This window comes from candidate division KSB1 bacterium (genome assembly GCA_016214895.1).
Classification (GTDB): Bacteria; Electryoneota; RPQS01; order RPQS01; family RPQS01; genus JACRMR01.
Genome location: JACRMR010000003.1, coordinates 110,154 through 124,808 on the forward strand (window position 1 = coordinate 110,154; position 14,655 = coordinate 124,808).

Annotated in this window: 10 protein-coding genes; 2 read left to right on the top strand and 8 right to left on the bottom strand. The window is 62.1% G+C overall.

All coding sequences use genetic code 11. The features are described from left to right. The first annotated feature begins 82 nt into the window (after positions 1 to 82). Complete coding sequence (locus HZB60_02550; protein MBI5058645.1) at positions 83 to 2,530, top strand: hypothetical protein; 2,448 nt, start codon at positions 83 to 85, stop codon at positions 2,528 to 2,530. Between the two features lie 235 nt (positions 2,531 to 2,765). Here HZB60_02550 and HZB60_02555 read toward each other — a convergent pair whose 3' ends face one another. The 8 genes from HZB60_02555 to HZB60_02590 form a co-directional block, all read right to left on the bottom strand. Then, the gene (locus HZB60_02555; protein MBI5058646.1) at positions 2,766 to 3,530 is read right to left on the bottom strand and encodes a hypothetical protein; all 765 of its coding nucleotides are present in this window, start codon (positions 3,528 to 3,530) and stop codon (positions 2,766 to 2,768) included. A gap of 8 nt (positions 3,531 to 3,538) precedes the next feature. Then, positions 3,539 to 4,750: an ammonium transporter gene (locus tag HZB60_02560; GenBank protein MBI5058647.1), complete on the bottom strand. Its 1,212-nt coding sequence runs from the start codon at positions 4,748 to 4,750 to the stop codon at positions 3,539 to 3,541. A gap of 119 nt (positions 4,751 to 4,869) precedes the next feature. Beyond that, complete coding sequence (locus tag HZB60_02565) at positions 4,870 to 5,523, bottom strand: response regulator transcription factor (protein MBI5058648.1); 654 nt, start codon at positions 5,521 to 5,523, stop codon at positions 4,870 to 4,872. Next, positions 5,524 to 6,717 (bottom strand): hypothetical protein, encoded by a 1,194-nt coding sequence (locus HZB60_02570; protein MBI5058649.1) that lies wholly within the window; start codon positions 6,715 to 6,717, stop codon positions 5,524 to 5,526. Next, on the bottom strand, positions 6,699 to 9,812 hold the full coding sequence (locus tag HZB60_02575) for an efflux RND transporter permease subunit (protein MBI5058650.1): 3,114 nt from the start codon (positions 9,810 to 9,812) through the stop codon (positions 6,699 to 6,701). Before HZB60_02575 ends, HZB60_02570 begins: the two co-directional genes overlap by 19 nt. Then, positions 9,809 to 10,867 carry an efflux RND transporter periplasmic adaptor subunit gene (locus tag HZB60_02580; protein MBI5058651.1) on the bottom strand — a complete coding sequence of 353 codons (1,059 nt, stop codon included), beginning with the start codon at positions 10,865 to 10,867 and terminating at the stop codon, positions 9,809 to 9,811. Before HZB60_02580 ends, HZB60_02575 begins: the two co-directional genes overlap by 4 nt. Before the next feature lie 17 nt (positions 10,868 to 10,884). After that, positions 10,885 to 12,204, bottom strand: a complete 1,320-nt coding sequence (locus HZB60_02585) for a TolC family protein (protein ID MBI5058652.1) — start codon at positions 12,202 to 12,204, stop codon at positions 10,885 to 10,887. After that, complete coding sequence (locus HZB60_02590; protein MBI5058653.1) at positions 12,201 to 12,824, bottom strand: TetR/AcrR family transcriptional regulator; 624 nt, start codon at positions 12,822 to 12,824, stop codon at positions 12,201 to 12,203. The genes HZB60_02585 and HZB60_02590 overlap by 4 nt, the downstream gene beginning before the upstream one ends. A 413-nt stretch (positions 12,825 to 13,237) precedes the next feature. Here HZB60_02590 and HZB60_02595 point away from each other — a divergent pair, with 413 nt between their 5' ends. Then, positions 13,238 to 14,260: a 6-phosphofructokinase gene (locus tag HZB60_02595; GenBank protein MBI5058654.1), complete on the top strand. Its 1,023-nt coding sequence runs from the start codon at positions 13,238 to 13,240 to the stop codon at positions 14,258 to 14,260. The last annotated feature ends 395 nt before the right edge of the window (positions 14,261 to 14,655 follow it).

A 14,655-nucleotide genomic window follows, 5' to 3' on the forward strand; every position in this document is an offset into this window, starting at 1 on the left:
ACCGTATCGGGCACGGAGTTGATTCTAATTGTTGCGGTCACTACCTTGTTGACAGGATGGCAACAATCACCGGAATCGATCCATGCAAATACGAAATCTGTTCTGCCTGCTGCTCTGCGCCGCAACCTGCACCGCGCAAGTTCAGCAATTCAACCCCGCCGGCATCGGCGGCGGCGGTGGTCTCTTCTACCCCGCGCTCAGCCCGCAGGATTCGGCGGAGTTCCACCTCGCCTGCGACATGGGCGAGTTCTTTCAATCTTCCGACGCCGGAGTGTCGTGGCAAGTTCCGTCTTTCCGCGAGTTGCGTTCGAGTGACCGGGGCCGCGTCAAGTACAGTGGCGATCCCCTCGTTCGCTACGCGCTCAGCGGTGGTGACGTCATGGGTTTGCACAAAACCACGGATGGCGGAAACGACTGGTTTCCGGTGGTGGCCGATCCCACCGGCGGTGAAGCTTACGGCCTCGCGGTTGCTGTGAATTCAAGCAACCGGCTCGTGGTCTCCGACTACAGCAGTGTGTACTACTCGGGCAACGGTGGCAGCACCTTTTCGACCCTCGCCTCGAACGGTGGCGGTTTGCATCTCGCCGGAGCGGCGTTCCTCGGAGACACGATTTACGTCGCCACCGGCAGTGGTCTATTCAGTTCCGCAAACGGTGGCAGCAGTTTCGTTCCGCTGAATCTGCCCGGCATTCCGGCGGGTCAAACCTACCTTTCCTTCTGCGGCGCCAGACAGGGCGCGACCGTTCGCCTGTTCTGCATCGTGGCCGCCGTGGCCGATGTCTATCCCGGCATCGGCGGCGCGGATTACGGCATCTTCAGCGGGCTCTATACCTGGACGAGCGGCGACGCCTCCTGGACGCAGCGCACGGCCGGGATTCAAGGCGGTGATCGGCTGTTCTACATCGACTGCGCGGTGGACAGTGTCGAGATGGCTTATGCCGCGGGCGCGAGCATTTCCAGTTACAATCCGATCGTGCTCAAGACCACGAATGGCGGCACCGCTTGGCAGAGTGTGTTCCTGACGACGAATAACCAGAACATCACGACCGGCTGGTGCGGTGACCACGGCGATGTCAACTGGGGTTGGGCCGAGTGTCCGCTCGGCTTCAGCGTCTGCGCGACGGCTCCGCAGCGGGTGCTGATCACGGATTATGGTTTTGCGCATTTGAGCACCGACGGCGGAGCGAGCTGGCGGCAGGTCTATCTCGATCCCGCCACTTCAAATCCGGCGGGCAGTCAAACCCCGCGCTATCAAGCGTACTCCAGCAACGGGCTGGAACCGACCTCCGTATGGCAACTCCTGTGGGTGGATTCGCTGCGCATGATCGCGAGTTTCACGGACATTCGCGGCGTGCGCTCCACCGACGGTGGAACTTCGTGGTCGCGACTCAAGCTTGACACACTCGGGACGTTCGGCGTGAATACAGTCTATCACACGATCAAGCACCCGGTATCGGGACTGCTCTACGCCGCGACCTCTTCCGTTCACGATCTGTACGAGAGCACGTATCTGACCGACGGTTCGATGGACGGCGGCCGCGGGCAACTCTGGTACAGTGGCGATTTCGGCGCGACCTGGTCCGTGCTGCATGACTTCCTGCATCCCGTGATCTGGGTCGCGAGTGATCCGACCAATCCCGCGCGACTCTATTGCAGCGTCGTCCACAGCACGCTCGGCGGCATCTATGTCACGAACAACTTGCCAGACGGTCCCGCGGCGACGTGGACCAGGCTGAGCGCACCGCCGCGTACGCAGGGACACGCCTTCAATATTCATGTGCTGAACGACGGGACGCTGCTGGCCACCTACTCCGCCCGTCGCGCGGGATCGCCGTTGGCGTTCACGCCGAGCGCGGGCGTCTTCTATTCCACAAACGGTGGCACGAGTTGGCTTGACCGCTCTGACCCCATGATGATCTACTGGACGAAAGACCTCGTGATCGACCCGCACGATCCTCTGCAAGACTCGTGGTTCGTGACCGTGCGGCGGGGCTGGGGCGGACCTCCGAATGAACTCGGCGGATTGTTTCGCACCACCGATCGCGGCGCGAATTGGACGCGCATCAGCGATCAACTGTACGCCGAATCGTGCCGCATCAGTCCGCTCGATTCCAATGCAGCCTACCTCTCCACATCCGAAAGCGGCTTGTGGTATTCCTCGAACGTGCGCGCCGCCCTGCCGACCTTCACGGAGTTGACCGCTTTCCCGTTCGCGCATCCATCCCGGATCTTCTACAATCCCGCGGATCCCGGCGAAGTCTGGTTCGGCAGTTTCGGCAACGGGCTGCGCTATGGCTCAGCGGCTTCGCCGCCGCCAGCCGTCTCCGATCTCACGGCGATCTTTGCGGCAGGACAACTGCTGCTCCGCTGGTCGGCAACCGCTGGCGCACAAAGTTACCGGATTTACGGAAGTCCCGATGCCGCGTTTGGTTCGTTGACGTTGCTGGGTACCACGAGCTCCACCGAGTATGCGCTGCCGACTCCGGACGATCGCTATTTCTATTACGTGACAGCCAGCGACGCGCCGTAGTCGAAGGCAGCCCTGCGTGCCAAAAACAAATCGGGAGACCAACATGGGTCTCCCGATTTGTTTCCATCGCAGCGGGCCGGTATCTCGTCCTCCGCCGAGCAGGGATTGTACCCCGTTCCGCCGAGCAGAGATTGTAACGCGTCTTCCGCCGAGCAGGGATTCCTTCCCTGCCGGCACCTCGCTCAACCATTCACCCCGCGCAGGGTCTCCAGACCCTGCCGGATGGTCGCCCCGCCTATCGGATGTTCAAGTCGATGTCCACCTGTGCCGTGAAGTAGTTCTCCACGCCCGCCAGATCGGCATCATTGAGAATATCGTAGCCGAGCAGGATCGATGCATTGTCCGCGAACTTCCATGAGCCGCCGATGTTCATCGTTCCATACGCGCTGTTACTTCCGACATACTCCAGACAGAGCCACAGCTTGTCCGAAATCTCCGGCATCGAGCGCTCCCAAGCCGCCAGCAAACCCGTGTTCGATTTCTCGCCTTCGCTGTCAAGCAACAGCTTGTCATTTCCGCTGAAAAAACCTACGGAGAGGCGGCCCACCTGCTCGAACGACATCGCGGCCTTGCCATACACCACGTTGTAGTCTGTCTTGTCCGACTCGGTGCCGACATCAAAAACACCGACGGCCAACGCCGGAAAGCGACTCATCAGTGTGTTCTCGGGCACACCCAGCTTCGCGTTGAAATAGAGCGGATAGCGATCAAACGCGCCGAACCCGGCCTTGTGATCGACTCCCACTTCCAACTGCACTTCCTTGGTGGGTAGCACACCGCAGGTCAGTCCCAGATTCGTCACGGGCGGCAACTGCACACCCACGTCTCCGGGCAGCGCGTCCAGTTGTGTCGGCAGATACATGTCCGCCGTGACATGCAGGACTTTGAACGGTTGAACGTCCGTCGCCGGTCCCCAGATGTGCGTGGTCGCTGTCGCCAACGCCAGGTTCGCCGCCGGGACCATCAGTGAAAGCAAAATGATCGTACGCAAAGTTCGCATGAAGCCTCCTATTCGTATGCGATTTCGCCGTGCAGCGATTGGTCCAGTCCCTTTTCCTCCTCACCTTCCGTCGTGCGAACGCGGGTCAGCTTGTTGATGAGCCACAGCATGCCCCACGTGAACACAAAGGCATAAATCGAAGAGACCACCACCGCCATGAGTTGCGCCATAAAAAAGCTGGTGTTGCCCAGCAGCAGTCCGTCCGCGCCCGCCGAGTTCACCGCTTTGTCCGCCAGGATCCCGAGCAGAATGATCCCGATCAAGCCGCCCACGCCGTGCACGCCCCAGACGTCGAGCGCATCGTCCCAACCGAGTTTGTTCTTCAGGCTCACGGCGAAGTAGCACACTATGCCTGCGACAATACCGATCAACGCCGCGCTCGTCGGAGTCACGTAGCCCGCGCAGGGCGTGATCGTCGCCAGACCCGCCACCGCGCCCGTCAACAGTCCCAGGAACTTCGGTTTCTTCTCGATCATCCACGCCAGCAGCATCCACGTCGGGCCGGCAAATGAGGCGGCGAGGTCCGTGTTCAGAAATGCGAGTCCGGTTACCGCATCAACCGCCAGCTGACTGCCCGCGTTGAAACCATACCAACCGAACCACAGCAAACCCGTGCCCAGCGCCACCAGCGGAATGCTGTGCGGGACCGCATCCCCCACTCTCCGCCGTCCCACATACAGCACGGAGGCCAGCGCGGCCATTCCGGCGATATTGTGCACCACAATCCCGCCCGCGAAATCCAGCACTCCCATCTTCGCCAGTACACCGCCGCCCCATACCATGTGCACGAACGGAAAGTACACCAGTGTCAGCCATGCCACCAGAAAGAGCAGGTACGCGCTGAACCGGATGCGATTGGAAAATGCGCCCGTAATCAACGCTGGCGTGATGATCGCGAACATCATCTGATACGCGACAAACACATACAGCGGGATGTTCCCGGCGCCGAACGGACACGGCGTCGTGAGCGAAATCCCGCTCAGGAACGCCTGATCCAGATTCCCGATAATCCCGCCCTCACCGCCGCTGAAGCAGAGCGAGTAGCCGTAGGCCCACCACACGATCGTGGTCACGCCCATCGACACAAAGCTCTGAATCATGATCGTCAGCACATTCTTCCGCCCGACCAAGCCGCCATAAAAGAACGCCAGTCCCGGTGTCATCAGCATCACCAGACTGGTCGCCACCAGCATAAAGCCAGTATTTCCAGTGTCAAACATCGAACGTCCTCCAGGTGAATCGGATCAATCCATGGAGGACCAATTTAGGTGGCGACGCGGTTAACCGCCATCGGGAAAACGCTGATTCTGAGCGGGGGAATCCCTGACACCCGGTCCCGCTACTCCAAGGATGTCAACCCCTCGCGGATCGCGTACCGCGTCAGATCCGCCACGGTGAACAGATTCAGCTTTTCCATGATATGCTGACGATGCGTCTCCACGGTCTTCACGCTCAAACTCAGCTTGTCCGCGATCTGCTTCGTCGTGTTACCCTCCGCGATCAGTTGCAGCACGGTGCGCTCGCGTCCGCTGAGTAAATCGTAAACCCCCGTGGCGGGTGGAGCGGCGAGCTTCAGGAACTCCGCGATAATCTGCTGATTCGTGGATTCAGACAAATAGTACTGATTCTGCGTCACGCGTCGAATGGCCCGCACCAGCTCCTCGGGTGCCGCGTCTTTCAGGACATAGCCACGCGCGCCCGCCCGCAACGACTCGATCACGTAGCGACGGTCGGCGTGCATCGAGAGCATCACCACGCGGATATCCGGCTCCTCGGAAACGATGCGCCGGCACGCCTCGATGCCGTTCAACTCCGACATCGAGATATCCATCAGGATTACATCCGGATGCAATTCCCGCGCCAGTGAAATCGCTTCCAGTCCGTTGCCCGCCTCACCCACGACGTTGAGCCCTTGGTGCGACGTGAGCAACTCCCGCAGCCCCAGCCGAAAGAGCTTGTGATCGTCCGCCAAAATCACGCGAAGTTCGCGCATCTACCCCTCCCGCCGCAATAGCAACCGAACCCGTGCTCCCGCTCCCGGCGCCGCCTCGATCTGCATCTCGCCGCCCAGATACCGCACGCGCTCCCGGATGCTGAATAGACCAAATCCTGCCGCATCGGAACGCACGGCATCCGTGATCGCCGGGTCGAAGCCGCGGCCATTGTCGCGCACTTCGAGCGAAATTTGCCGCCGATTCGCTCGCAGCGAGACCGTCACCGCCGCGGCCTGCGCGTACTTGACCGTATTGGTCAACAATTCCTGCGTGCACTTGAATAACGTCACACGTTCCGCCTCCGAAAGGGTGCTCGCATCGCCGGTCGCGCTGAACGTGACCGGCAGCCCATGCCGGGTCTGATACTGTTCGACCAACCACTCCAGCGCCGCGGCGAGTCCCAATTCATAGAGAATCGGGGTGCTGATCTCAAAGATCAGCCGCCGCGCATGCCGGATCGCCCGATCCAACAGCGTGGCGATTTCTTCCAGATTCTGCTCGAAGCCGCAGAATACCGCGTCGCCGCGAAACTGCTGGATCCGCAGCCGCAGGAACGCGAACTCCTGAATCACATGATCGTGCAGGTCCGTCGCCAACTCCCGCCGTTGCCGCTCCTCCGCCAGCGCAAGTTCCGCCGCCAACTTGCGCAGCCGGTCGCGGTACTCTTCGATCTGCGCCCGCGCCGAACGATGCTGCGCGATCTCCTGTTCCAGTGCCGCCGTACGCTCGCGCACCAGTTCTTCCAACCGGCGCGCCGTCGCGAGGATCTCCGCATCCGCCAGCTGGTGTTGAAAATAAGTCTCGAGCATGTCTGCCAGCGACTCAATCAGCTCGCGTTCCTCCGGCAGAAACGGCCCCTCGCCGCACTCCGGACGCGCTTCGAGATAGCAGACCTCAACGGTTCCGCAAAGTCCCTCGCGCGGTTCAAACGTCGCCGCCTGCCGCCACACCGTCGCGCGAAATCCGGGCGAAAGCGCCTCGTGATCCTCAAACTGTATCCGCGCGCACGCAACATCGGGATATTGCCACGCCGCCGGAAGCTGCGCGGCAACCGCGCTCAGGCAGTCGCCAATCGACAACCGCTCGTCCTGCAACAGGCGTGCCGTCCGGTGCAGCGCCGTGAGTTCCTTCACGCGCTCTTCCAGCCGCCAGCGGGTCTCGTCGGCAGGCGCGGTCACGCTGACCCCGGCCACGTGTGTGCCACCGCTGCCGCGTCCACCCTCGGCTTCCGCGCGAACCGGTCCAGGAGCGTGTACATGACGGGAACCAACACGAGCGTCAGTAGCAGGGATGAAATGAGTCCGCCGATGATCACGATGCCCATCCCGGATCGCATCTCCGAGCCCTCGCCCAGCGCCAGTGCCAGCGGCATCATGCCCAGCACCATGGTCATCGTCGTCATCAGAATCGGCCGCAGCCGCAGCGGTCCCGCCGTGAGCAACGCCTCGCGCATGGTCAGGCCCTGACTCCGCAAGTGCTGCGTAACGTCCACAATCAAGATCCCGTTCTTGGTCACCAGTCCCAGCAGGATCAGAATCCCGATCATCGAGAACATCGAAAGCGTTGCTCCGCTCAGCGCCAGACCGAGAAACGCGCCGATCAGCGCCACCGGGACCGAAAACATGATCGTCAACGGATGCACGTAACTCTCGTACAGCGTCGCCAGAATCATATAGACAAACAGCACCGAGAGCGCGATCGCCGTCAGCATGTCCGTCATCATCGTGCGCATATTCTCCACGTCGCCGAAGGCGAAAAACGTCACGCCGCGCGGCGGTTCATAGGACTCCATCGCCTGGTCAAAATCGCCCTGCACCGCGCCCAGCGAACGGCCCACTACATTCGCCGACACCGTAATCAACCGCTCGCGATCCTTGCGCGTAATCGACGATGGGCCGCCGGCCCGTTGAATTGTCGCCACGTCGCCGAGCTTGACCATCCGCCCGGCCCGATTGCGAATCTCGATGCGCGAGATCAGCGACGGATCCTGCCGGTATTGAGACGATAGCAGCGAGCGAATGTCCACCTCCACTTCGCCCGTGCGAAACCGCGTGATGACGGTCCCGGTGACCGCGTTGCGCAAGGTCCCCGCGATTTCGCCCGGCGTCAACAGACTATTCGCGGCGCGCGCCCGATCAATCGAAATCTGCATCTCGGGCGAACCCAGCTCGTAGCTGGTCTGCACGTCGCGCGCGCCCGGCACCGCCCGCAACGTCTTGAGCGCGTATTGCGCCGCCACCTGCACCGAGTCGAGGTCTTGCCCGCGCACCTCGTATTGAATCGGTTGCGCGTTGGCCATGCCGAACAGCCCGATATCACTGACCACAACCTCCATCCCCGGAATGCCGCGCGCGAAAGCCGCGATCTCATTCTGCGTCTGCCGCGTCAACTGCCGCCGCTCGTGCTTCGCGCTCAACCGCACCTGAATCGTGCCCAGCCGGGCGTTCGTCGTGATCCCATTCTCGGTTTCCTGCTGACCGATAATGGTCAACATCTGCACCAGATCAGGGTTGTTCAGAATGAACTCCTCGATCTTCGCCATCGCCGCGTTGTTCTCGGCCAGGGTTGTGCCCAACGGCATCTTCGTCGTGACCGCGAACTCGCCGCGATCCGTCGGCGGAATGAAGTCCGTGCCGATCAGGCCGAGCGGAACCAGCGCGATCGAACCGATCATCAGCACGGTAATTCCCAGCAGCACCAGCCCGCGGTGGTCGAGCGCCCACGTCAACACCGTGCGGTACCCGTGTTCCAGCGCGGCAAACCACCGCTCGAAGCCCCGCGCGAAGCCGCGCATCCAGCGCTCGCCGGCCACCGTCTCCCGCGTGTTCATCCGACTGGAAAGCAAGGGCGTGATCGTAAACGAAACCAGCAGCGACATCAGCACGGCCGTCACGAACACTCCCGAGAATTCGCGGAAGATGTTTCCCACCAGCCCGCCCAGAAACGCCACCGGCAGGAAGATCACGACGTCCACCAGCGTGATCGAAACCGCCGCCAATCCGATCTCATTGCGCCCCTGAATTGCCGCGGTCTTGGGATCGGCCCCCGTTTTCAGACAGCGATGGATGTTCTCCAACACGACAATGGAATCATCCACCAGCACGCCGATCACCATGCCCAGCGCCATCATCGTCATCAGATTCACCGAAAACCCGAACAGCTCCATGCTGATGAACGTGGACACAATGGAAATCGGTATGGCGATCAGCACGATCAGCGAATTGCGCAGCGAGTGCAGGAACACCAGCAGCACCAGGGCGACCACGAGCAGCGCCTCGGACAGATTGCGCTGAACTTCGGCGATGGCGTTGCGCGTGAAAATCGTAATGTCCTGGGCGACTTCGATCCGAATCGAGCCCGCGTAATCCCGCTCCAATTTCGCCAGTTCCGCGCGAATCCGCTGCGAAGTCTGAACACTGTTCGCCTGGGCCTGCTTGACGACTTGAATGCCGAGCGCGGAACGGTTATTCAGCCGCGCCAGCGAGCGTTCCGCTTTGATCGTATCCGTGACCGCGGCGACGTCCCGCAAATAGATAGCGCGGCCATCCGCCAGCGGAATCCGCGTGCGTTCGATCTCTGCCAGCGATCCATACTTGCCGGCGACGCGCACCGTGAAATCCTGCGACGCGCCGTACACCTTGCCCGCGGGGACATCCAGATTGTCGGCGACCAGCACGCCGTTCACATCCTGCAACGACAAGCCATAAGTCTTCAACTTGGCCGGATCCACGGCGATCTCGATCTCGCGTTCTTCCGCGCCGGAGATCGCCACCTGACCGACGCCGTCCACCTGCTCCAGCCGCGGCCGGATCTTCTGATCGATCAGCGTGAACAAGTCCGGCCCCGCGAGTCCGCTCGTGACCGCGATTCGGAGAATCGGCAGCGCGCCGATATCCGCCTTGTAGAACTGCGGCTCCTCGGCATCGTCCGGCAACTGCGCCCGCATCGCGCTGACCACGCGCTGCGTCTCCTGGGCAATCTGGTCCGCATCGGCCGACATGTCAAATTCGAGCACGACCACCGAAGCATTCTCCTGATTGTAGGAGCGAATGTGCTTCAGCTTGTTGAGCGAGATGACTGCGTCCTCGATCGGCTTCGTCACCATGGTCTCGATTTCCTTCGGACCCGCCCCCGGCCATACCGTGACCACCGTAACCCACGGCCAGTTCATCGATGGCAACAGGTCCACGGCCAGCCGCTGGTAGAGGAAGAGTCCGACCACCGCGATCGCCACAAAGAACATCGCGACCGCGGTCGAACGCTTGATGGCAAGTTCGGTCAAGGTCATCTGGACTCACCCCGCAGCGAGAGCTGAATCGGCGTGCCTTCGGCGAGGAGTTGATTCCCGGTAACGATCACCGTGTCGCCCGCCTCGATTCCGCTGACGGCTAACAGATCGCCCTGCGTTCCCAGCGTCTTCACTGCGACCTTATGCGCTGTCTGTCCCCGTGCGACAAAGACGACCAACCGCCCCATGTCCACCAACGCCGCGGCGCGCGGAATCAACAGCCCGTGTTCGTCCGTGCTCCCCGCAATGATGACGCGCGCAAACATCCCCGACTTCAGTCCGGCGCGACCCGGAATCTTGACTTCCACCGGATACGTCCGCGACCCCGGCGCGGCGCGACTGCCGATGGAATACACCTCACCGCCGATCGAGTCCGCCAGCGTCTCCACGATTACGGTGGCCGGCGCCCGTTCTTTAACCAACGGAATCTCCGCCTCCGAAATCTGCACCGTGATCTTGAACGCGGAAGCGTCAACAATTTGGGCAACCGGCATCCCGCGCTCCAGCATCTGGCCGACTTCCACGAAGCGCGAGGCCACGCTGCCGGCAAACGGCGCGCGCACCGTGCCGTCGCGATAATTCTTGTCCGCCAGCCGGTACGCCACCTCCGCGCCCTTCATTCCCAGTCGCGCACCCTCCAGCTCGGAATCGGAAACGCTGCGTTGCTCGTGCAGCTTCCGAACGCGCTCGAAATCGAGTGTCGCTTTGTCAAAGCCGACTTTCGCGCGCTCGGCTTCGAGTCCCAACAGCTCATCATCCAACCGCGCCAGCGGGGCCCCGGCGGCCACCTGCTCTCCCGCTTCCACCGCGACGGCGGTCACGCGACCGCCGACCTCGGCGGAGATCACCGCCTCGCGATTTCCCTGCAACGTACCGGTTTCTTCCAGGCTTCGCACGAACGCTTGCGGCGTCACCACCAGGCCGGCGACGGGCACCGTGAGGCTCACGCCATCGCTCGCGACTTCCGTGCGCGCCGAACGAATCAGCCGCGTCGTAATGAGCGCCAGCAGCACGATGGCGAAGATCAGGAGTGTTGATTTGGTCTTTCGTGTCATGATAGTTCTCGGTATCGTTAGCGGGTAAAGGGTGCGTGCCCCGCCGCCATTCTGGCCTCCGCCGTGGCCATCAGCCGCCCGAACTTCGCGTTCGCCAGCGCCACCCGCGCCACCAACTCGTCCAGGAGCGCCGCGTCCATTTCCAGCGGCGTCAACTGCCCCTGCGCAAATTTCGTCTCCGCGATCGTTCGCGCCTGCGTCGCCGCGTCCACCGTCGTGCGCGCCGCGGCTTCGCTCTCCAGCGCCGCGCCATACGAACGCAGCGCCGATTCGTATTGCAACCGGGCTCCGCGTTCGGCCTTGCGGACGTTCAAATCCGCCCGCAGCCACTCCGCCTTTTGCTGCTGTGCCCGGCCCCGGTAGTAGCCGCCCGTCCAGATGGGGATGGACAGGCCCAGCCCGCCATAGACCGCCGAGAGATTATTCCGCGGCTGGATTCCCCACTGGTCGTTCTGCCACGTCCACGAATATTTCACCTGCCCGCCCAGGGTCGGCCAGCGCGCGTTGCGGTAGATCACGTAGATGCTCCGCTGCATCTCGTTCAAATCGCGCAGCGCCTCCAGATCGTCCCGCGCCAGGATCCGTTCGGCGCCGCCGGTCGAATCGATTTGCAGCGTGAAGTCATCAAAGTCGCCTTCGCAGCGGAACGCGGTGTCCAGCGACACTCCCAGCCACTCCTTGAGCGCGAGTTCCGCGAGTTGTCGCTGATTCTCCGCCTCCCGCAGCGGCGGCCGCTGATTCATCGACTGCACGTTGACGCGCAGTACATCGTAATCGCTCAATAACCCCACGTCGCGCATGCGGGTCGCGCGCGCCAGCGAACTGTCACTGATCGACAAGCTGAGCTGTCGCGCCTGCACGACGTCGTGCGCGAGCAACACACTCCAAAACCGCCGCAACGTTTCCAATTCCACCGCGCGGTCCGTATTCGCCGCCTGATGGGCGGTGGCCCGCTGCGCGGCGTACGCTCCGCGCAATCCGGCTGCGATGCGCCCAAACGTCAGCAACGGCTGATTCAACGTGAGATCCGCCTGCACGGTGTTGTCCTGCTGCATCTTCAACGCCATGTAGTCGCCCGTCTCGGGATTCGGAAAGAAGATCTTGCTCGCCTTGAACGCGCGCTGGTAGCCGATCTCCCCAGCGAGTTGCGGCAGCGCCGCCGACCACGCCTCCGCAATCTGACCTTGCACGCCCACCCGATTGATGCGCGGATCCTCCAACGCCAGCGCGCGCGACTTTGCAATCGCCAGCGCTTCATCCAGCGTCAACGCGTACGCGTTGCCGCCGCCCAGCAGCGTCAGCAGGATGGCCGCGGTCCACCATCGACGAGCCCTCATGCGCGCGCCTCCGGTGAGCGGGGCGCGGCCGCGGTGACCAGGGCGTCGTAGATCAGCTTGGTCGTGGTCTCGATCACCTCGATCGGATTGATGCTCGGATCCATTTGTGCCCGGATCATGATGCCGTCGTATAGCGCGTTGATCGCCTGCGCCACCTCGCGCGTGCGAAAGGCGCGGAAATGTCCATTCTCGACCGCGCGGTCGAAGAGCGCGGAGACCGTGTCGTCCCATTCACGGTGATACTGATTCAGCCGGTCGCGAATTTCCGGATAACGGTTCGACAGGCTCACCAGCTGATTGAACAGCAGGTCATGCGCCGGATTCGTCTGCATCCGCTCCAGGAACGCGCGATGGCTCTTGTACAGCGCCTCGACGCCCATCTGATCGGGATCGGCCATATGCACGATCTCCGCCTGACTGCCGTGCACGAAGCGGTCCGTGAGTTCAAACAGAATCTCGAGTTTGCTCGGAAAGTGCCAGTAGATTGCGCCCTTGGATAGTCCCGCGGAACTGGCGATGTCGTCCACGGAGCTGTTCTCGAATCCCTTGCTCGCGAAGAGCTGGAAGGCCGCATTCAGGATCTGTTCTTTGCGGACGTCTCGTGATTGATGCTCTGTCATGGTTCCTCCAATACTGACCGGTCGGTATAAAATGGAGTAGCTGATCCCGACAATTGTTGCCCGAGACCGGAGCCGAATTGGACCAAGTTGGTATAAAAACCGACCAGTTGGTATAATCTAATATCTTTCTCGACGAGAAGCAAACCCAATCCGCTGACCCGCTGCGAAAATAATCGATCTAAATTATTTTATTGCAATGATTTAGCAGATCTCTATAGCGACGTATTCAATATCATCCCCGCTGCCTCCTGCAGACGGCCGCTGCATCGAAATACTTCACCATGCGGCCAAAACCCACCAAGGATCCCTCATGCGCCGGTTTTCACATGCGACAGTTTGCGGCATGAGAAGTGCTACGGTGTGGGATAACGAATCGTCCTCTCGGCGTTACTCCACAGAAACTCGCAGCACCTATGCGTCTTGCTATCTTAACCAGCGGCGGGGATTGCCCCGGTCTCAATGCGGTCATCCGCGCCGTCGTGCGCGCCGCGAACGATCGTCATCAGTGGGAAGTCGTGGGGATCAAGAACGGCTGGAAAGGCGCGGCCACCGGCGAACTGGTCCCGCTCCCGGCTAAGGCCGTCTCCGGCATTCTCTATCGCGGCGGCACGATCCTCGGCACCTCTCGTTTCAACCCCATGCAGGATAAGCAGACGACCGCCCGCATCTTAGAGAATCTCACGCTGCATCAGATTGATGCGGTGATCTGCGTCGGCGGCGACGGGACGCTGCGCGCCAGCCATGAGCTGGCCAAGCTCGGCGTCAACATCATCGGCGTCCCGAAGACCATTGACAATGACATCGCCGCCACCGATGTAACGTTCGGCTTTCACACGGCAGTGCAGATCGTCACGGATGCGATCGATCGGCTGCACTCCACCGCCGAGTCCCATGCCCGCATCATGATTCTCGAAACCATGGGTCGGCACACCGGCTGGATCGCGCTCATGGCCGGCATGGCGGGCGGCGCGGACTTGATTCTGATTCCCGAGCGGCCGTTCAGTTACGAAACGATTTGTGATCAGCTCGCCAAACGCCACGAACGAAAATCCTTCTCCATCGTCGTGATCGCGGAGGGCGCTCACCCCGCGGGCGGCAAGCCGGTGGATCTCGGCGAACTGGACGCCTTCGGTCGGCCACGGCTGGGCGGGATCGGCTTTGAGCTGGCCCACGAGATCGAAACGCGCACGCAGATTGAGTCCCGCGTCACCGTGCTCAGTTACGTGCAGCGCGGCGGCTCCCCCGTGGCTTACGATCGCATCCTGGCCACTCGCTTCGGCGTCGCGGCCGTCGCGGCCGTGAAAGCCAGGCAGTACGATCACTTCATTGCGCTCAAAGGCGAACACCTGGTCCCGATTCCCATTGCCGATGGTATCGGCCAGCCTAAGACCGCCGACGACGAACTGTTCAGCGTCGCGGAGCTGTTCTTCGGGTAATTGAGACTCTTCGCCGCGCCGGGCCGGCATCGGAGCATCGGCTCTCCCCCCACATCCTGTGGGGGGCCGGGGGGGTGCGCGTCTTCGCTCATCGGGAACTCTCGTCCGACATCGGAGCTCGGCACTCCCCCCCACATCCTGTGGGGGGCCGGGGGGGGCGCGTCTTCGCGCATCGGGAACTCCTCGTCCGGCATCGGAGCATCGGCTCTCCCCCCACATCCTGTGGGGGGCCGGGGGGGTGCGCGTCTTCGCGCATCGGGAACTCCTCGTCCGGCATCGGAGCATCGGCTCTCCCCCCACATCCCGTGGGGGGCCGGGGGGGTGCGCGTCTTCGCGCATCGGGAACTCCTCGTCCGGCATCCCGCTCCGGTCGTCAACCAGACCAGATTCCGCCG